This window comes from Marivita sp. (assembly GCF_022763305.1).
Classification (GTDB): Bacteria; Pseudomonadota; Alphaproteobacteria; order Rhodobacterales; family Rhodobacteraceae; genus Marivita.
This window is the reverse complement of sequence record NZ_JALEGT010000056.1, coordinates 1-18,034: the sequence shown is the minus strand read 5'-3', so window position 1 is coordinate 18,034 and position 18,034 is coordinate 1. Positions and strand designations below refer to the sequence as shown.

Annotated in this window: 17 protein-coding genes and 1 pseudogene; 8 read left to right on the top strand and 10 right to left on the bottom strand. The window is 63.8% G+C overall.

Annotated elements, in window-relative coordinates; genetic code table 11:
- The first annotated feature begins 145 nt into the window (after positions 1-145).
- From MRY75_RS11740 to MRY75_RS11720, 5 genes are read left to right on the top strand one after another with little or no spacing between them, the layout of a single operon-like run.
- Positions 146-1,102: a fumarate hydratase gene (locus MRY75_RS11740; RefSeq protein ID WP_292307994.1), complete on the top strand. Its 957-nt coding sequence runs from the start codon at positions 146-148 to the stop codon at positions 1,100-1,102.
- Entirely contained in the window at positions 1,099-2,247 is a 1,149-nt protein-coding gene (locus tag MRY75_RS11735) for a CoA transferase (RefSeq protein WP_292307991.1), read from the top strand. Before MRY75_RS11740 ends, MRY75_RS11735 begins: the two co-directional genes overlap by 4 nt.
- Complete coding sequence (locus MRY75_RS11730) at positions 2,244-2,909, top strand: fumarate hydratase C-terminal domain-containing protein (protein WP_292307990.1); 666 nt, start codon at positions 2,244-2,246, stop codon at positions 2,907-2,909. The genes MRY75_RS11735 and MRY75_RS11730 overlap by 4 nt, the downstream gene beginning before the upstream one ends.
- Entirely contained in the window at positions 2,906-4,012 is a 1,107-nt protein-coding gene (locus MRY75_RS11725) for a molybdopterin-dependent oxidoreductase (RefSeq protein ID WP_292307988.1), read from the top strand. Before MRY75_RS11730 ends, MRY75_RS11725 begins: the two co-directional genes overlap by 4 nt.
- Positions 4,009-5,574 carry a thiamine pyrophosphate-binding protein gene (locus MRY75_RS11720; protein ID WP_292307986.1) on the top strand — a complete coding sequence of 522 codons (1,566 nt, stop codon included), beginning with the start codon at positions 4,009-4,011 and terminating at the stop codon, positions 5,572-5,574. Before MRY75_RS11725 ends, MRY75_RS11720 begins: the two co-directional genes overlap by 4 nt.
- Before the next feature lies 1 nt (position 5,575).
- Here MRY75_RS11720 and MRY75_RS11715 read toward each other — a convergent pair whose 3' ends face one another.
- The 3 genes from MRY75_RS11715 to MRY75_RS11705 are packed head-to-tail and all read right to left on the bottom strand — an operon-like array spanning position 5,576 to position 7,867.
- Positions 5,576-6,193, bottom strand: coding sequence for a glutathione S-transferase family protein (locus tag MRY75_RS11715; protein ID WP_292307984.1), 618 nt, complete (start codon positions 6,191-6,193; stop codon positions 5,576-5,578).
- 28 nt (positions 6,194-6,221) lie between these two features.
- Positions 6,222-6,965 carry a sulfite exporter TauE/SafE family protein gene (locus tag MRY75_RS11710; protein ID WP_292307983.1) on the bottom strand — a complete coding sequence of 248 codons (744 nt, stop codon included), beginning with the start codon at positions 6,963-6,965 and terminating at the stop codon, positions 6,222-6,224.
- Positions 6,962-7,867 (bottom strand): LysR family transcriptional regulator, encoded by a 906-nt coding sequence (locus MRY75_RS11705; protein WP_292307981.1) that lies wholly within the window; start codon positions 7,865-7,867, stop codon positions 6,962-6,964. The genes MRY75_RS11710 and MRY75_RS11705 overlap by 4 nt, the downstream gene beginning before the upstream one ends.
- Positions 7,868-7,992: 125 nt before the next feature.
- Between MRY75_RS11705 and MRY75_RS11700 the strand changes: the two genes are divergently transcribed.
- The 3 genes from MRY75_RS11700 (at position 7,993) to MRY75_RS11690 (ending at position 11,032) form a co-directional block, all read left to right on the top strand.
- Positions 7,993-8,970 carry a tripartite tricarboxylate transporter substrate binding protein gene (locus MRY75_RS11700; RefSeq protein ID WP_292307979.1) on the top strand — a complete coding sequence of 326 codons (978 nt, stop codon included), beginning with the start codon at positions 7,993-7,995 and terminating at the stop codon, positions 8,968-8,970.
- Between the two features lie 77 nt (positions 8,971-9,047).
- Positions 9,048-9,545 carry a tripartite tricarboxylate transporter TctB family protein gene (locus MRY75_RS11695; RefSeq protein WP_292307977.1) on the top strand — a complete coding sequence of 166 codons (498 nt, stop codon included), beginning with the start codon at positions 9,048-9,050 and terminating at the stop codon, positions 9,543-9,545.
- Positions 9,542-11,032, top strand: a complete 1,491-nt coding sequence (locus MRY75_RS11690; RefSeq protein ID WP_292307975.1) for a tripartite tricarboxylate transporter permease — start codon at positions 9,542-9,544, stop codon at positions 11,030-11,032. Before MRY75_RS11695 ends, MRY75_RS11690 begins: the two co-directional genes overlap by 4 nt.
- Here the strand turns inward: MRY75_RS11690 and MRY75_RS11685 are convergent.
- The 7 genes and pseudogenes from MRY75_RS11685 to MRY75_RS11655 all read right to left on the bottom strand — a co-directional run.
- A complete protein-coding gene (locus tag MRY75_RS11685) occupies positions 11,025-12,443 on the bottom strand; it encodes an exonuclease domain-containing protein (protein WP_292307973.1) in 1,419 nt (472 codons plus the stop codon). The two genes, MRY75_RS11690 and MRY75_RS11685, sit on opposite strands and share 8 nt — an antisense overlap.
- Before the next feature lie 4 nt (positions 12,444-12,447).
- Positions 12,448-12,948 carry a hypothetical protein gene (locus MRY75_RS11680; RefSeq protein WP_292307971.1) on the bottom strand — a complete coding sequence of 167 codons (501 nt, stop codon included), beginning with the start codon at positions 12,946-12,948 and terminating at the stop codon, positions 12,448-12,450.
- A 25-nt stretch (positions 12,949-12,973) separates the two neighbouring features.
- Positions 12,974-14,797, bottom strand: coding sequence for a DUF294 nucleotidyltransferase-like domain-containing protein (locus tag MRY75_RS11675; protein ID WP_292307970.1), 1,824 nt, complete (start codon positions 14,795-14,797; stop codon positions 12,974-12,976).
- A gap of 101 nt (positions 14,798-14,898) precedes the next feature.
- Complete coding sequence (locus MRY75_RS11670; RefSeq protein ID WP_292307968.1) at positions 14,899-16,683, bottom strand: sodium:solute symporter family protein; 1,785 nt, start codon at positions 16,681-16,683, stop codon at positions 14,899-14,901.
- A gap of 5 nt (positions 16,684-16,688) precedes the next feature.
- Entirely contained in the window at positions 16,689-16,976 is a 288-nt protein-coding gene (locus MRY75_RS11665; protein ID WP_292307966.1) for a DUF4212 domain-containing protein, read from the bottom strand.
- Positions 16,977-17,068: 92 nt separating this feature from the next.
- On the bottom strand, positions 17,069-17,755 hold the full coding sequence (locus tag MRY75_RS11660; RefSeq protein ID WP_292307964.1) for an adenylate kinase: 687 nt from the start codon (positions 17,753-17,755) through the stop codon (positions 17,069-17,071).
- A gap of 5 nt (positions 17,756-17,760) precedes the next feature.
- Positions 17,761-18,034: pseudogene (locus tag MRY75_RS11655) on the bottom strand (acetyl-coenzyme A synthetase); the annotation flags it as partial.

Below are 18,034 nucleotides of genomic sequence, written 5' to 3'. Positions count from 1 at the left end.
AACATTTGGTGCCGGACAGCGCGCGACCGCGGGTGGGGGTGAAGTCCCCGCCCGTCAAACTGGAAGTTTGCCTCTGGCAAAACGGGGCGGTCGGGGGCTGTCCGGCTTGCGCCGGACGAAGCAACGCTCACAAGCGAGGCACAGCATGATCCCGATCGACCTGATCCAGAAAACCGCCGAAACCCTGATGGACAAGGCGGCCATCGAGATCCCCGAGGATTACCTCGACGGTCTCAAGAAGGCGGCAGAGACCGAAGACGGCGACCTGTCGTCCTTTGTTCTCAAGGCGATGCTCGACAATTACGAGGCCGCCAAGGAAGACCGCCGCGCGATGTGTGGCGACACCGGCGTGCCGCGCTGGTTCGTGAAACTGGGCAATGACGCCAAGGTCGAAGGCGGCATGTGCGCGCTGGAAACCGCGTTGCGCCGCGCCACGGCCAGTGCCACCAATGGTGTGCCGCTGCGGCCGAACCGGGTGCATCCGCTCTGGCGGACGGATCACAACAACAATGTGGGCATCGGCGCGCCCGAGATCGAATACGGGTTCGAGCCCGAGGGCGAGTGGATCGACCTGATCACCGTTCACAAGGGCGGGTTGTTCGGAACCGATTACCGGATGCTGTTCCCGTCCGATGGCATTCAGGGGATCAAGCGCTTCTACCTCGACAGTCTGATGGCCTTTGGCAAGCGGGGTCTGGCCTGCCAGCCGGCGATCATCGGGATCGGGCTGGGTGGATCGAAGGACATCTGCATGACTTTGGGCAAACGCGCGTCTGTTCTGCGCACTGTTGGCAGCCGAAATTCCGATCCACGCATCGCCGAGATGGAGGAGGAGTTCAAGGAATTGGGCAACTCCATCGGCATGGGCGCGATGGGCTTTGTCGGCAAGAACATGGTGATCGATTGCAATATCGAGGTGGGCTACTGCCACACCGGCGGGATGCCGATGTCGGTGCATGCCTTCTGCCTGTCCTCACGCCGGGCCGTGGCTCGGATCTACCCCGACGGCCGGGTCGAGCATCGGACTGATCCGGACTGGTTCACACCCTACCAGCGCCGCGAGACCGTCGAGTGGGAACCGATCCGCGAGGCGGCGGAATGAATGCCGACGGTCCCCTGACCGGTGTGCGCATCCTCGACCTGACCCATGTTCTGGCCGGGCCATATGCGACGGGGCAACTGGCCCTGATGGGAGCCGATGTGATCCGGGTCGAACGCCCGAACAGCGACGATTTCGTCCGCCGCCACGGGGGGACGCAGGCGATGAAGGACGCGGGGCTGGGCGCGTCCTTCCTGAGCCAGAACAGCGGGAAACGGTCCATCGTTCTTGATCTGAAAGACCCCGACCAACGCGGCCAGCTTCTGGAACTGGCCAAGACGGCCGATGTGATGGTCGAAAACTTCCGTCCCGGTGTGGTCGACCGGCTGGGCGTCGGGTTCGACGCTGTTCGAAAGGTCCGTCCCGACATCATCTATGCCAGCCTCAATGGCTATGGTGCCGAAGGGCCGCTGTCCGACCGCCCCGCATACGATCACATCCTGCAGGGCATCAGCGGCTTGATGGCCATGACCGGAGAGTCCGGCAGCGGGCCAATGCGGGTGGGTCTGCCCATCGTGGACTATGTCGCGGGTCAGGCCTTGGTGGCGACTTTGCTCGGCGCCTTGCTGCAAAAGGCGCGCAAACCGGGCGAGGCGCAGCGCCTGTCCGTGTCGATGCTGGACGCCATGACCACCTTTATGGGGGCCTATGCGATCCATCACGAAACAACCGGCCAGTTGCGCGGTCTTGAAGGCAACCGCGCCTTTGCCGACACGCCGTTTTCCGGACGCTTCGACACCGCTGAGGGATCGCTGGTCATCACGGCCAATACGCCCGCGCAGGCCAAGCGCCTTTGTGCGGCGGTGGATCGGCCCGATCTGGCCGAGAACACGGACGACACGGGGATCGCCGAGGCGCTGCGGGCCATCTTCCTCACGCTAGACGCGCAGATTTGGGAGGACAGGCTGTCCGCCGCCAACGTGCCTGCGGCCAGGGTGCGGACTTTGGCCGAGGCGCTGGATCATCCGCAGATGAAGACCAGCCGCGCATGGTTGCCGCTGGAGGTGCCGCAGCTTGACATGACTGTCTGTGCCCCCAGCCTGCCGTTCGATGCGCCTTGGGCGCCGGTCCACCTCGAGCCGGTGCCGACGCTCGGCCAGCACACGGCTGACATTGTTGCCAATTCGATTGAAAAGGTCACGTCATGAAACCGCGCGAGATACGCCTCTCTACCACACCCACGCCCGAGGCGATTGCCGAACTTCGCTTGGGCGACATCGTCTATCTGGACGGGCTGATGTATACCGCCCGCGAGGGTGTCTACATGCGCGCGCTCGAGGATAAAGCCAACATTCCCATGGAGTTGCCGTCCGAAAGTGCGGCGAACTTCCATTGCTCTCCGGCGGCGCGGATCAACGCGGATGGCAGTTTCGACATGGGGGCCGTGACCGCCACAGCGTCCTTCCGCTTTGCCAAGTGGTTGCCGGAATGGATGGAGAAGACCGGCGCGAAGCTCATCATCGGAAAGGGCGGTATGTCGTCGAAGGACTACAAGTCCTACTTCGTGCCCAACGGCGCGGTGTACCTGTCGACCGTGGGCTATGGCACCGGCGCGCTTCTGGGGCGCGGGGTGGAGAACGTCGAGGCGGTGCACTGGAACGAGGAACTGGGCCTTGCGCAGGCCATGTGGGTCATCAGGTGCAACAAGATGGGGCCATTCATCGTGGCCTCGGATCTGAATGGCGATTGCCTGTTCGAGCGGGAGAATGCCAAGATCGCGCAGAATATCGAGCGGGTGTATGAAGGCACGAAGCCCGCCGTGCTCAAGCGCTATGGCGAAAGCGACGACCGGTCGGACGAGGTGATATGATCCAGAACCCATTTGCGCCGGGAGCCAAGCGCCCGGAGGTGACTGAAGGCGTGTTCTCGCGCGAGGAAGTGGCGCTGGCGAACCGCAACTCTGGCGCGTTGCTGGAGACTTTGGGGCTGGAGATCACGCCCACGGGCACACACTACCTGCTCAACCATTTCGATGTGCCGGTCCTTTCAGATGCCGAGCATGTGCTGACCTTCGAAGGCGCGTTCGATGCGCCCTATGCGCTGACGATGGACGACATCCGGGCGCTGCCGGAAAAGACCATGCCGGTAACATTGGAATGTGCGGGCAACGGTCGCGCCGGGGTCAGCCCGCGCTGTTTCTCGATGCCCTGGATGTACGAGGCGGTGGGCACGTCGGAATGGACCGGCACACCGCTTGCGCCTCTGCTGGAGCGTGCGAGGCCACAGAGTGGCGTGCAGGACTTCGCCTTCCTGGGGGCGGATTTCGGGTTCGACAAGGGCCAGCCGCATTACTTCGGCCGCAGTCTGACGCCCGACCAGATCGCCGATCTGGATGTGATGCTGGTCTGGGGCATGAACGGCCAGCCACTTCTGCCGCAACATGGTGCACCTTTGCGGATCATCGTGCCGGGCTGGTACGGAATGGCGTCGGTCAAATGGCTGACGACGATTGAGGCGCTGACCGAGCGCTACCAAGGGTTCCAGCAGGTGCAGACCTACCGGCTGCGCAAGGACGAGACTGATCCCGGCACGCCGGTCACGACGATCCGGGTTAAATCGCTGATGAAACCCCCGGGCGTGCCCGATTGGGTGACGCGGCAGCGCTGGCTGCAGGCCGGACGCGTGACGCTGGAAGGACGCGCTTGGTCTGGTGGGGGTGTGCCGATCACGCGGGTGGAGGTTCTGTTGGGTGACACATGGCAGAACGCCGAGTTGACCGGACGGCCCGACACCTATGCCTGGACCGGATGGCGCATCGACTGGGACGCAACGCCGGGTGTCTATGACCTGGCCTGCCGCGCCACCGATGCCAACGGGAATACGCAACCCTTGGAGGCCCCGTTCGACATGGCGGGATTTGCCAACAATTCCGTCCACCGCGTGCGCGTGCACGTGGCCGAGGCCGGTATATGACGCGCGGTGCGGATGTGGTGATGCAGACCCTTGCGGCGCATGGGGTCAGGGACATCTTCGCGCTGTCGGGCAACCAGATCATGCCGCTCTTCGATGCGAGCCTCGAGGCAGGGGTGCGGCTGTACCACACGCGCCACGAGGCGGCGGCGGTCTACATGGCCGAAGGCTATGCGCAACTTTCGCGCGGGTTGGGGGTTGCGCTGGTGACCGCCGGGGCGGGGCTGGGCAATGCTCTGGGGCCGCTTCTGACCGCGCGGGCGTCGGACACGCCGGTGCTGTTGCTGAGCGGGGACAGCCCGGTTGGCAAGGACAAGCAGGGCGCGTTTCAGGAGATGGATCAGGTCGCGCTGACCCAATCGCTGACCAAATGGTCGGTGCGAGTGACGCGGGCTGCCGATCTGGCTTCGGTGATCGACAAGGCGGTGCGCGTGTCGCTGCAGGGGCGGCCCGGCCCGGTGCATGTGTCCTTGCCTGCGGACGTGGTGCTGGCGGCGGCAGAGATGGCGGAGATGCCACAGTCGGAACGGGTCGCGCCCGCCAACACATCCGCGCTGCGCGATTGGCTCGACGCGGCAAAGCGCCCGATGATCGTCCTTGGTCCGGCGCTGAACGCTACCCGGCAGCCGGGGCTGGCGGAGCGTCTGGAGCAGGCGACCGGGGCGCCCGTGGTGGTGATGGAAAGCCCGCGCGGGCTGAACGATCCGTCGCTGGGCGCTGTGGCCGAGGTGTTTGCCGAGGCGGATCGTGTGTTGCTTCTTGGCAAGCCGCTCGATTTCACGCTGCAATTCGGCGCGGCGGCTCCCAAGGCAGGCTGGGCGGTGGTCCATGCCGACCCCGACGAGCTGTCGCGTGCGCGGCGCAATTGTGCCGAACGTCTGACCCGCAGCATCGAGGCTGATCCGGTGGATGTGGCGCGCGGCTTGGCCTTTGGGGCGGCACCGGATCGGGACGACGACTGGTTGGGCCGGGTACGTGCCGCCTGTGCGCGGCGCAGCGATGCCGGGGCAGGGGATGCCCTCAATTCCAACACCTTGTGTGCGGCAGTTGATGCGGTGCTTCAAGATGCGCCGAACCCGGTTCTCGTCTGCGATGGCGGCGAATTCGGGCAATGGGCGCAGGCCAGCGTGTCGGCCCCGCGCCGGATCATCAACGGGGTGTCGGGGGCCATTGGGGGCGGCATCTGCTATGCGATGGCGGCCCGCGCGGCGGACCCGGAGGCGACGGTGGTGGCACTCATGGGCGATGGCACTGCGGGATTCCATCTGCCCGAGTTCGAAACGGCAGTGCGGGAAAACCTGCCCTTCGTTGCGGTGATCGGCAACGACCTGAGGTGGAACGCCGAGCACCAGATCCAGCTGCGCGAATTCGGCAGCGACCGGGTGCATGCCTGCGACCTGAGCGGCGCGCGCTATGACGAGGTGGTGACCGCGCTGGGCGGGTTCGGGGCCTATGTGACCGATCTGGCCGATCTGCCCGAGGCACTGCGTGCGGCCATCGCGTCGGGCAAACCCGCCTGCGTCAATGTCCTGATCGACGGGCTTCCCGCACCGAAAGTGACCTGATCTAGATCCCGTGTACCGCCATTACGGCCAGAGTTGCCGGGCGGTGCAGCATCGCGTCGTGATGGGCGGCCAGCTTGGGATAGTCGGACAGGTCGACCCCGGCCTTGTCCATCCAGCGCGGCATCAGGAACAGGTAGGCGTCACAGAACGTGTAGCGGTCCCCCATTGCCCACGGCCCCTTGAGGTGATGGGATTCGATCACTTTCGCACAGTCGCGCAGATTGTCGGCGACCTTGGCCTTCATCGCCTCCAGTGCCTCGGCGCTGTCGGCCCAGCGGGCGCCGCGCAGAAGGTGGGCAAAGGCCACATGCGCGGTGGCGCAAAGATAGGCGCAGAGCGCGTCCGCCTCGGCCCGTTCGAACGGGGTTTCGGGCAGCATGCGCGCCTGCGGATGGGTGGCCGCGAGATAGGTCAGGATGGCCGGGTTTTCGGTGATCACGCCGTTCGGGGTCATCAGTGCGGGCACGCGCGCCTTGGGATTGATCTCGAGATACTCGGGTTCGGTGTGCGCGCCCTTGGCAATCGGCACCTCGTGGACGGCATAGGCTGCGCCAACCTCTTCCAGCAGGATATGCGGGGCAAGGGCGGATGAGCCTTTGGCGTAGTAGAGTGTGAGCATATGCGGTCCTCCGGGCCAGGGTCTAGGGTCAGACAAGGGCTCGAATCAGAATACCCAGCCCCAGGAGCAGGGACAGCCCGATCAGCAGCCGTCTGAAGATGTTGTCCGAGATGCGTTTGAAAACCGCAATCCCGATCTGTGCCGCGAGCAGCGATGTCGGGAGCGCGATCAGAAAGGCGGTGAGCGTGGACGAGGTGTACGCGCCGCGCCACCACAGCATGACGGTCGTGGTGAACAGAACGCTCACGTTGAAGGGTTGCAGCACCGCGCGGGTCTCTGCCTTGGGCCAGGGCCGCATGGAACACCAGATCACCGGAAGCGCGCCCGAAAGTGATGCCATTCCGCCCAGCACGCCGCCGCTGAGTCCGATCATCGAATCGAGCGCGGGTGTGCGTCGTTCGAACTTGGGAAGGTTCGCGCGGAAACTGAAGAAGCCGCCATAAATCAAGAGAAGCACGCCGATAATCAGCTTGAGCGTATCCGCGTCGATGAAGCTGAGCAGGGAGATGCCCACAGGCACGCCCAAGAGGCCTGGAATGATGAAGCGCATGAGGCGCGGCACGTTCTTGGTCAGCGCCTCGCGCACGACCCAGAGTCCCTGCAGGCCGGTGACCACCGACATCAGCGACACGACGGCGACCGCGCTCACCGGTTCGACCGCCACCAGAAAGAACCCCAGCGCAAAAAGCGCCGTGCCCGTGCCTGCCAGCCCGTTGACGAAACCGCCGGCGATGGCTCCCAGCGTGATGAAGAGGATCGCTTCGATCGTCATGCGGCACCGTCCATCGGCCGTCCGGGGGCGTGTTCGTCCACCGCGCGCAGAAGGGCTGCGTGAATTTCCTCAATAACGCGCTGCTTGGGGTGTTCCTTGCGATAGGCGAGCCCGAGGACGCGGGACGGGGCTTTGTCGCCCAGACCAACCGTGTTGAGCGGAATGGCATAGGCGCTGCTCACGCAAGGTCTGGGAACGATGGACACACCGAGATTGGCATGCACCATGCTCGAGATCGCCTCGAGGTTTTCAAGCTCCATCGCCTCGCTCACGCGAATGCTGTTTTCCTGCAGCCATGTCTCGATCAGCGTGCCGACGACCGCGTCGCGGTTGAAGCGGATGAAAGGCTGCGTTTGCAGGATCTTGACAGGGTTTGTTTCGGTGATCTCTGAACCGGTGATGAGATGCAGCGGTTCTTCCGCGATCTCGAGAAACACCAGGCCCAACGGCATCAGCACCGGTTTGGTCACGATGGCCACGTCGTAATGCCCGCGGTCCAGCCCCGACAGCAGGGCCGCAGTAAGGGCCGGGGTGATCCGCACCCGAAGGTCCGGGAACCGTGCGCGCAGGATAGACATGGACAGCGGCGCAAGGCCGATCAGAGTGGTGGGCACGGCGCCCAGCATCACCTCGCCGGTCAGGCCATCGTCCCCCAGCACCGAAGGCACGAGGTTGTCGTAGTCCAACACCAGCTTCCGGGCCCGGGCGACGACGGCGCGTCCCAGCGGGGTCAGTTCCGGCGTGCGGTGGCTGCGGTCGAAGAGAGCGATTCCAAGATCGGCTTCCAGCGTGCGCATCTGCTGGCTGACGGCGGCATGGGTGATGAACACCGCATCCGCGGCTGCGCTGAATGTCTTGTGATCGGCCACCGCGACCAGAGTTTTGAGCAATCTGATGGACATTTTGCCGTTTCTGAAGTTTCTGCTTACAGAACTTGTAATTTTTTATTTCTTCGTCAAAGCTCTACTTAAGGTTAACGTAAGTCAAGAGCCCGCAACAGGGTCGAAATTCAATTTGGGAGGAGACTATGAAACTACGGACACTTGGTTCTGTGATCGCGCTCGGGGTGGGCCTGGTTGCTGGTGCGGCGATGGCGGAATATCCGGAGCGCCCGATCAACATGATCATCCCCTACGGTGCCGGCGGCGCGACCGACATTTCCGCCCGCACCATTGCAGAGGCGCTGGGTACCGCGGCGGGCACACCGCTCATCATGGCAAACGTCACCGGCGCGGGTGGCGCGACCGGATCGGTTGCGGTGCAGAACGCGAAGCCGGATGGCTACACGATGCTCTTTGCGCGTGTCGGGTCGCATTCCGTGAACCCGGCGATGAAAGCGACTTTGCCCTACACGCTGGATGATTTCCGGTTCGTGACGGTCTACGAGATCAACCCGGTAGCCTGCGCCGTCCGTCCCGACAGCGGCATCGAGTCGATGGATGATCTGGTTGCCAAGGTGGCCGAGGGTGGCGTCAGCTACAGCTCGTCCGGTGTCGGATCGCTGCTGCATCTTGCCGGAGCCATGGTGCTCAAGGAATTCGGCGTCGAAAACCCGCTGACCGAAGCCACGCATATTCCCCAGCAGGGTGGGGGCGCTGCGGCCACGGCAGTTCTGAACGGCACCGCGACCTTCATCTGCACCAACACATCGGCGCTGGCGAACTTTGTCGCGAACAACCAGCTCAAGGCGCTGATGGTCACCACCGAAGAGCCCGTCGTCGGCTTTGATGCCCCCACCGCCAACGAGCTGGGCAAGCCACGCCTGAACGCTCTGGTCGGTTGGACCGGCATTGCCGGACCCGCAGGTCTGCCGGATGATGTGAGCGCCAAGTGGGGCGACTGGATCACCGAGGCCGCACAGGACGCGAAATTCGCGGAAACCATGTCGTCGATGGGATCGGTGATCGACGTGATGAGCCCGGACGAGGCGATCGCGTTCATCAACAATCAGTATTCGGTGTTCCGCGCACTGGTGGATGAGCTGGGGATGCGGATCGAAGGCTGATCCCCGACCCTGACCGTCCAACGAAAACGCCGAGGCCTTCTGGTCTCGGCGTTGCCACCTTCGGAGCCCACCTGCCCATGTCCCAGAAATCCCTGCACCTGCGTCTCGGGATCGTTGCGTCCCTGTTTGCGCTGTTCCTGGTGCTCTACGCCATTCCCAGCTTCGTGTTTGCGCCGTCCAATGTCGGCAATATCATCCTGTCCCCGAAATTCTGGCCCTTCGTGCTTGCCGGTCTGACCGGCATCGTCGGGCTGAGCCTGATCTTCAACGCGATGACCGCAGCCTCGGACGCGCCGTTCGAGGATGAAGAGGATGTCCATCCCGAAGGCTCTGCGCCGTGGATGCGGCTGGGGGCGCTGGCGGTGATCATGATGATCACGATGGTGGCGCTGCCGCGGCTTGGCATGGTGTGGACAACGATGTTGGCCTTCGCGGCCTGCGCCTTTCTCTTTCGCACGCGGCACCCGAAAGCGGCACTGGTCTGTGCCGTGGTCGTGCCGCTCTTGCTTTACGCGTTCTTTGCGCATGTCGCCGGTGTGGCGGTCCCGCAGGGCGATTTCGTGAGGTTGCCATGAGCCTGATGGACAGTCTGGCCGCCGGCCTTTCGCTGGTTGGTAATGTCGAAGCCTTCCTGATGCTCTTCATCGGGCTTGTGGTCGGTGTGGTGGCCGGGGCCATTCCCGGCCTGTCAGCGACGATGGCAGTGGCGCTGACGCTGCCCTTCACATTTGCGATGACACCGATCAACGCGATCCTGCTGCTGCTCGGGGTCTACAAGGGCGGGATCTTCGGCGGGTCGATCCCGGCGATCCTGATCAAGACACCTGGCACGCCAGCCTCGTCCGCCACGATCCTTGACGGGCATCCGATGGCAGAACGGGGCGAGGCGGGCAGGGCGCTGGGTATGGCGCTTTATGCGTCCTGTACGGCGGACGCGGTGTCGAACCTTGCGCTCATTCTCTTCGCCGGATGGCTGGCGTCCTTTGCGCTCAATTTCGGGCCGCCAGAGTTCTTTGCGCTGATCCTGTTCTCCCTGACCATCATCGCCGGTGTATCGGGCGAAAGCCTGCTGCGCGGGGCGCTGTCAGCGCTGGCCGGCCTGCTGCTGGCGACCATCGGGCTTGATCTCGTCTACGGCACCAACCGTTTCACCTTTGGCGATCCCAACATGATGGGCGGTCTCAACTTCATCGCCGTTCTGATCGGCCTTTTCGCGATCCCCGAGATCATTGCGATGGCGTGGAACCCGGTGGCGCATCTGGGGCGCACCCGTGCCTTGGGGAAATCGCGCTGTACCTTTGCGGACTATGCCAAGAGCTTCAAGAGCATCATCCGGGGCAGCCTGATCGGCGTGTTCCTTGGCTCCATCCCCGGTATCGGTGCTGCGCCTTCTGCTTTCTTGAGCTATTCCGAAGCGCGGCGCACCTCGAAGAACAAGGCCAATTTCGGCAAGGGCGAGATCGAAGGCGTGGCCGCGTCCGAGGCTGGCAACAACGGTGTGGCGGGCGCAACCCTGATCCCGCTTCTTGCGTTGGGTGTGCCGGGTGACGTGATCACCGCGATCATCATCGGGGCCTTCATGGTGCACGGGCTTCAGCCGGGGCCGATGATGTTCATCCTGAATGTCGACATCATCTATGGCCTCTTCATCGGCCTGATCGTCAGTTCGGTGTTCCTGCTGGTCGTGGGATCGGTCGCCATTCGTGGCTTCCGGTTTGTCGCGGACGTGCCCAAGCGCATCCTGATGCCGGGTGTTCTGGTGCTGTGCATCTACGGGGTGTTCGCGGTGAACAACAACATCTTCGATGTCGGTGTGATGTTCGTCATGGGCTGGGTCGGCTACATCATGATGCGCAATCGCATCCCCGCTGCGCCGTTCCTGATCGCCTTCATCCTCGGCCCGCTGCTCGAGGACAATTTCCGTCAGTCAATGCTGATGTCCGGCAGTGACCCGAGCATCCTGTTCCGCGGGCCGATCACGTGGTTCTTCTGGGCGCTGACAGCCATCACGGTCTTCGCGATCACCCGCAGCACTCTGCGCAAGACGGTTCCGCTCAGTTGAGATCTTCGAGGAGGCGGCCGTGGCGGCGCGTCTCCTCGATCACCTGACCAAACGTGATCAGACCCCGCGCCTCGAGCATCGGCAGCATCTTCACCAGCACCTCTGCCGTGGCACGGGCATCACCCAAGGCCGTGTGACGAAGCTCTGTCGGGATCGTGACGCTCAGCCGTTCACACAGCGCATCCAGCGTGTGCGCCTCGCTGGCGCCGAACAGGACGGCGGACAGAAGCACGGTGTCGAGGATCGGGTGGTCCCAGGTGACGCCGGTTGTCTTGGCCTGACGGTGCAGGAATGCCATGTCGAAGGGTGCGTTGTGCGCGACGATCACCGCGTCGCGGGAAAAATCGTGAAAGCGTTTGGCGACCGTATGGATGTCGGGTTGCCCGCGCACCATCGCGTCCGTCACCTTGTGCACCTTGGTCGAGGCAGGTGGGATCGGGCGGCCCGGATCGACAAGCTGGTTGATGGTTTCACCCTCGATGATGCGCCCGTTCAGGACCCGCACCGCGCCGAGTTGCACCACGTCGTCCTTATGCGGCAGGAGACCGGTTGTTTCGGTGTCGAAGACCGAGAAACACAAGGCGCGCAGCGGTGTGTCGAGAATGTCCATCTCGGCCGCGCCACGCCGCTGGTCCAGCAGGTCGAAATCATAGACAAGCGGGCGGGCCGCATCCGGCGCGATGTCGAGCGTCTGGCTGTCGATCACCATCAGGTAGCCGCCGCCGTCCATCGGCTTCAGCCGCGTGTCAAAGCTTTGCGTGCCGTCCGGCGAATGCGCCGTGAACCGCACGTCCATGCCGGTGCGGGCCAACTGGGTGACGGCCGCGCCCAAGGTCTTGGCGTCGAAATATTCCCGGATCGGCGCGTTCAGTCGCGGCACACCCAGCTGCGCCAACACTTCGGCGGCCTGCCCATCGTACAGCACGATCTGACCGCTGGGTCCGACAAGGATCGTCGCCACGGGGATCTCGGTCAGCAGGGCGGTCAGGCGGGCCTTTTCTTCGGTCAGGCGCGCGGTCTCCTTGGCAATCGCCTGTGCCGTCATCAGGGCGGTGTCGTTCAGCTGTTTGGTCACGGCCGAAGCGGCGGGGGCGAGATCGCCCAGGTATCGCGCTGCAGCCATGTCGAGCGCACCATCGACACCGGCATGGGCCCGGCTGCGCATCTGCGCCGCCAGCCGCTCGATGGGCTTGGCGACGTTCTCGTCAAAAAGCAGCCATATGCCGACGGTCAGTCCAAGGATCAGGAAGGCTGCAAGGATCGCCGCAAAGGTGAAACCATTGGCGACGGTGGTGTCCAGCGCGCGGGCATGGCCGAACCAGAGTGCAACGCCGACCGACGCCAACCCGCCGAGGCCCAGAAGACAGAAGAACAGAAAGATACGCAGGCGCAGGCTGAGGCTCGACAGCATCGCTTCATCCCCTGTTGCAAACGGCGCTGACGATGGGATCGTCGGCGGGTGTGTCCCGCCAGACCGGATCGCTTCCGTCACCCAACGCGGGATCGGCTCTCTGTGCGGTCTCGCAATTCACCATAAGCTCGACGGATTGCACCGTGCCCCAGCGGCGGAAGAAATAGACATCGGCCATGTGCAGCGCCGCGTTTTCACTGTTGGTGCGGATGTTGCCCGTATCCAGCGCCATGAACCGCTCGGTATAGGGGACAAGATATGTCCAGGGGCGGTAGAAGGCCGTGTTCTCGACCGTTTCGACCACTTCGAGACCCTCGGGCAGGGCACCTGACGTGCGGGAAAACCAGCTGTATTCACTGCTGATCGTGGTGGCGAGCATTGCCGCGCCGGCGGCCACCGGGACCAGCCATTTGGGGACGCGCCCACCGGCCATTCGTGCGACCAGCATCATGGCACCTGCGCCCGCGATGCCCGCGATGATGACCGCGATCAGTTCCAGAAACATGCCTCGTCCTCCCAAACGATGCGCGTCAGCTCAACATGCCGCGCCCGTGTCCGACTGCCGATTGCAGCGACTTTATCACCACGAAAGCATCCCGCAGATGACTTCGCTCAAAATCCGACAGGTCCGTCGGACTTAGGAAATTGTCCGGCACGATGCCAGCGCGAACCTGTGCGGCCTGATGCTCCAGCCGCGTTTCCGCGATCAGGTCATAGGCATCGCGCAGATCCTGTCCGCCGGACGTGCTCAGCACGCCCGCCGCGATGGCCGCTTCGATCCGCGCGGCGGTGTTGACGGCGGTCAGCTTGCCCTGCAGTGCGTAAACGCGGCCAAGGTCCACCACCGGCACCACACCGTTGTGCTTGAGGTCGATCATGTTCTTGTGTTCGCCCGACCGGATCGTGGCGAACCCGCGCAAGAGACCCAGAGGCGGCGTGTGCTTGAGCGAATTCGACACCATGTGGGCGACGAAGATCGAATTGGCCGCAGCTTTGCGCAGGGTCTCTGTCTGCAAATCCTCGAACAGACGTTTCGTCCCGCCGATGGGGCGCAGGTCGAACATGACGCTGGCCAGCATCTGGGCCTCGGGATTGGGCTTGTTGATCCAGCCCGTGAAATAGTCGCGCCAGACGCGCACGGGCTGCCGCCAACGCGGGTTGGTCGCCATCATGTCTCCCGGGCAGTAGACATAGCCGCAGGTGTTCAGCCCGTCGCAGACAAACTGCGCCAGTGCCTCGAAGTAGGGCATGTCGGCCTCGGTCACGCGGTCATCAAGGAACAGGCAATTGTCCTGATCGCTGACGCCGGTCTGCTCCTGCCGTCCCTGCGATCCGCAGGCCAGCCACAGATAGGGCACGGGGGCCGGGCCTAGCTTGGCTTCGGCCAGTGCAAGCAAACGGCGAGTTGCGGTGTCGGCCACATCGGTGATCAGACGGGTGACGACCTCGTGCCGATTGCCGCCCGCGACAAGCTGCGCCAGCAGTTGCGGAATGCGGCGTGTGACCTGCGCCATCTGCTCGGCGCTGCCGGACTGCGCGATCTCGGCGACCAGTTCGGCAGAGCTGACCGCCTGAAACCTCGTGAGATCGGTCTGGGTCACGATCCCCACGAGCTTGCCCGCCTGCGTGACGGGGATATGCCCGATCCGTCGTTCCATCATCATGTGCAGCACGTCCGACCCGATGGCGGACGGCGGCAGGGTGACGGGATCGGCGGTCATGATGGCTGAAATCGGTGTATCGAAGGGCAGGCCGTCGCCCACCACCTTGCCCGACAGGTCGCGGATCGTTGCGATGCCCTCGAGGTGACCGTCCCGCGCCACGCAGATCGAGGACACGCGCGCATCGCGCATCTTGCGCGCGGCAGACTGGACATCGGTCTCGGGCGGACAGGTCAGCGGCGTCGTCGCCATCAGAGCTTCGACCCGTGTCGTGGCAAGGCTCGCCTTGTTGGGCCGGTCGTTCCGGCTCCGGTCGAAAAACCGCCGGAAGGCCACATTGCCGTTCATCGCCGCGTGAAACCGTGAGGCGGGCAGAACGAGCAGCGTGGCATCGGTGATCGCCTGTGCCGAAGTCAGGCTGGCGCCGTCGCGCAGCAGCCCGCGTTCTCCGAAGGAATTGCGCGGACCCAGTAATGAAATCGGTACGCCATGTTCGTCGCGGATCTCGACATCGCCGACATAGACCACGAACAGACCGTCCAGCGGCGCGTTCAGCGCATAGATCTCGCCACCGGCCGCGATCTGCCGGATCTCGAAAGATGCGATCAGGGCGTGCAACGCTTCGGGCTCCATGGCGTCATAGGGATGCAGCGCCGACAGGAACCGGGCAATCGACTGGGTGTCAGGGGTCATGAGAACGGCCTTAGAGTCCAAGAAAAAAGGTCCCGCCCCGGATGACCGGCGCGGGACCCCTGTGTCAGGGTGGCGCCGCCGCAGCGACGCCTCCTGTTGGCTTAGTGGTCCTGAGCCGCGCCGGCACCACGGGGGATGCGGACGCTTTCAACCAGCTCTTCGATCTCGCGCGGGATCGGTGCGGTCATCTTCGACACGGTGAAGGCCACCGCGAAGTTGATCATCGCACCCACCGCCCCGAAGGAGGTCGACTTGATGGTGCCCAGAAGCGGGTCGGCATCGGTGAAGCTGTTGGTGTCCGGAATGAACAGCCAGCCCTTGTGCAGGAAGATGTAGACCAGCGTGGTGATCAGACCGGCCAGCATGCCCGCAACCGCACCCTTGTTGTTCACCTTGGTGAAGATGCCCATCATGAGTGCCGGGAAGATCGACGCCGCCGCCAGACCGAAGGCTAGAGCCACCGTCTGCGCCGCAAAGCCCGGAGGGTTGAGGCCCAGATAGGTCGCGACCGCAATCGACACCGCCATGGCGATCCGTGCCGACAGAAGCTCGTTCTTTTCGGACATGTTCGGGGTCAATTGGCCTTTCAGAAGGTCGTGGCTCACCGCCGAGGAGATGGCGAGAAGCAGACCGGCAGCAGTGGACAGCGCAGCGGCAAGACCACCGGCAGCCACCAGACCGATCACCCAGCTGGGCAGGTTGGCGATTTCCGGGTTGGCCAGAACAAGGATGTCGTTGTTGAACTTGGTCAGCTCGTTCGCGTCACCCCAGCCAGCGGCCTGTGCCTTGGCAACAGCCTCCGGGTTCTTGTCGTTGAAATAGGCGATCCGCCCATCCCCGTTCTTGTCCTCCCAGCCCAGAAGGCCGGTCTTCTGCCAGGTCGCCATCCAGTCGTAGCGCGGATCGGATTCGATCTGCTCGAGGCTCACCGGCTCGCTGTTCGCACCGTTCGGCCAGAACATGTCGGTGATGTTGAGGCGCGCCATCGCACCCACGGCCGGGGCCGTCAGGTAGAGCAGGGCGATGAAGACAAGCGCCCAGCCTGCGGACCAGCGTGCGTCCGACACTTTCGGAACGGTGAAGAACCGCATGATCACGTGCGGCAGACCTGCCGTCCCGATCATCAGCGACAGGGTGAAGAGCACCATGTTGAACGTGTCGCCGTTATGCGTCGTGTACTCGTTGAAGCCCAGATCACGCAGCAGCGCATCAAGCGTGACAAGCAGCGGCTCGCCGCTGGCCGTGTGGTCGCCGAAAAGACCCAGACCCGGGATCGGGTTGCCGGTCAGCTGCAGCGAGATGAAGACCGCCGGGATGGTGTAGGCGGTGATCAGCACGACGTATTGTGCCACCTGCGTGTAGGTCACGCCCTTCATGCCGCCGAACACGGCATAGGCGAACACGATCACGGCACCGATCAGAAGACCGGTCGTGGAGCTGACTTCGAGGAAGCGGCCGAAGGCCACGCCCACACCGGTCATCTGGCCGATCACGTAGGTCACGGACGCGATGATCAGACAGATCACGGCCACAAGGCGCGCGGTCGGGCTGTAGAAGCGGTCCCCGATGAATTCCGACACGGTGAACTTGCCGAACTTCCGCAGGTACGGCGCCAGCAGCAGTGCCAGAAGCACGTAACCGCCCGTCCAGCCCATCAGGAAGGTCGAGTTGTCGTACCCGGTGAACGCGATGAGGCCCGCCATCGAGATGAAGGAGGCAGCCGACATCCAGTCGGCGGCTGTTGCCATCCCGTTGGTGACCGGGTGAACGCCGCGACCGGCGGCGTAGAATTCCGACGTGGAGCCTGCACGGGCCCAGATCGCGATGCCGATGTAAAGCGCAAAGGACGCGCCCACAAAGAGCAGGTTGATGGTAAACTGATCCATGACCCTTATTCCTCGTCCACGCCGTATTCTTTATCGAGCTTGTTCATCCGCCAGGCGTAGAAAAAGATCAGCGCCAGGAAGACGAGGATCGACCCCTGCTGGGCGAACCAGAAGCCCAGATCGGTGCCTCCGACGGAAATGCCCGAAAGCATCGGGCGCAGCAGGATGCCGAACCCGAATGAACAGATGGCCCAGATCACCAGGCTCACCAGAATGATACGCACGTTCGCCGACCAATAGCCCGCGTCGGACTTTTGGGCAGCCTGCGCTGATTGTGATGTATGGTCCGTCACTGCGGATCCTCCTCTTCCCTCGTTGCACGCGCCCCGCAGGGCGGGGAACGTATCCTGTGTGACGCAGCTCAGAGGCCGCGGTTGGCTACCGCTCAGGCGGTGGCGCGTCGAACGATGTCGCCAAGCGTTGTGGCGATCTCGTCAATGGCTCCCATCGCATCCACACGGGCGAGCGCACCCTGTGCGTCGTAGAATGCGATCAATGGGGCGGTTTGGGCATGATATGCATCAAGGCGGGCGGCGACGGTTTCCGCGTTGTCATCTGCGCGGCGTTTGAACTCCGTCCCGCCGCACTTGTCGCAGGTGCCTTCGGTCTTCGGGGCCTTGAAGCTGTCATGATAGCCTTCGCCGCAGCCGCCGCAGGTGAAACGGCCGGAAATCCGGTCGACCATGGCGGCATCGTCTACATCAAGGCTTACCGCCGCGTCGATCTTCTGGCCACTTTCGGCCAGCAGGGTATCCAGCGCCTGCGCCTGCACGGTGGTGCGCGGGAACCCGTCGAGGATCACGCCCTTGGCACAGTCGGCATCCGCCAGACGGTCGCGCAGGATGGCGATGACGATGTCGTCGCTCACCAGATCGCCCGCTTCCATGACCGCCTTGGCCTGTTTTCCGGCCTCCGTGCCCGCAGCCACGGCGGCGCGCAGCAGATCGCCGGTGCTCAGTTGAACCAGTCCGAATTGCTCTTCCAGCATCCGGGCCTGTGTGCCCTTGCCGGCGCCCGGAGGGCCAAGCAGGATCAGAACCGGGGCGGTTGTGGGTGTTGTGCTTCCGTCCATTGCCATCACCCCCGGTTCATCCGGTTTTCGATGAGGTCATCGACGACGGAGGGGTCTGCGAGTGTTGAGGTGTCGCCGAGGGCGCCGTAGTCGTTTTCGGCGATCTTGCGCAGGATGCGGCGCATGATCTTGCCGGAGCGGGTTTTCGGCAGGCCGGGGGCCCATTGGATGAGGTCGGGGGAGGCGATCGGGCCGATCTCGGTGCGGACCCAGGTGCGCAGCTCTTTCATCAGCTCGTCGCTGGGCTCGATCCCGTTCATCAGCGTCACGTAGCAGTAG

What these genes read in the sequence shown, in the direction of transcription:
- MRY75_RS11675 (WP_292307970.1), bottom strand. Translation starts at nt 14,797, where the DNA reads ATGACCCCTGACACCCAGTCGATTGCCCGGTTCCTGTCGGCGCTGCAT.
- MRY75_RS11690 (WP_292307975.1), top strand. Translation starts at nt 9,542, where the DNA reads ATGAGCCTGATGGACAGTCTGGCCGCCGGCCTTTCGCTGGTTGGTAAT.
- MRY75_RS11715 (WP_292307984.1), bottom strand. Translation starts at nt 6,193, where the DNA reads ATGCTCACACTCTACTACGCCAAAGGCTCATCCGCCCTTGCCCCGCAT.
- MRY75_RS11720 (WP_292307986.1), top strand. Translation starts at nt 4,009, where the DNA reads ATGACGCGCGGTGCGGATGTGGTGATGCAGACCCTTGCGGCGCATGGG.
- MRY75_RS11725 (WP_292307988.1), top strand. Translation starts at nt 2,906, where the DNA reads ATGATCCAGAACCCATTTGCGCCGGGAGCCAAGCGCCCGGAGGTGACT.
- MRY75_RS11730 (WP_292307990.1), top strand. Translation starts at nt 2,244, where the DNA reads ATGAAACCGCGCGAGATACGCCTCTCTACCACACCCACGCCCGAGGCG.
- MRY75_RS11740 (WP_292307994.1), top strand. Translation starts at nt 146, where the DNA reads ATGATCCCGATCGACCTGATCCAGAAAACCGCCGAAACCCTGATGGAC.
- MRY75_RS11685 (WP_292307973.1), bottom strand. Translation starts at nt 12,443, where the DNA reads ATGCTGTCGAGCCTCAGCCTGCGCCTGCGTATCTTTCTGTTCTTCTGT.
- MRY75_RS11710 (WP_292307983.1), bottom strand. Translation starts at nt 6,965, where the DNA reads ATGACGATCGAAGCGATCCTCTTCATCACGCTGGGAGCCATCGCCGGC.
- MRY75_RS11695 (WP_292307977.1), top strand. Translation starts at nt 9,048, where the DNA reads ATGTCCCAGAAATCCCTGCACCTGCGTCTCGGGATCGTTGCGTCCCTG.
- MRY75_RS11660 (WP_292307964.1), bottom strand. Translation starts at nt 17,755, where the DNA reads ATGGACGGAAGCACAACACCCACAACCGCCCCGGTTCTGATCCTGCTT.
- MRY75_RS11700 (WP_292307979.1), top strand. Translation starts at nt 7,993, where the DNA reads ATGAAACTACGGACACTTGGTTCTGTGATCGCGCTCGGGGTGGGCCTG.
- MRY75_RS11735 (WP_292307991.1), top strand. Translation starts at nt 1,099, where the DNA reads ATGAATGCCGACGGTCCCCTGACCGGTGTGCGCATCCTCGACCTGACC.
- MRY75_RS11705 (WP_292307981.1), bottom strand. Translation starts at nt 7,867, where the DNA reads ATGTCCATCAGATTGCTCAAAACTCTGGTCGCGGTGGCCGATCACAAG.
- MRY75_RS11680 (WP_292307971.1), bottom strand. Translation starts at nt 12,948, where the DNA reads ATGTTTCTGGAACTGATCGCGGTCATCATCGCGGGCATCGCGGGCGCA.
- MRY75_RS11670 (WP_292307968.1), bottom strand. Translation starts at nt 16,683, where the DNA reads ATGGATCAGTTTACCATCAACCTGCTCTTTGTGGGCGCGTCCTTTGCG.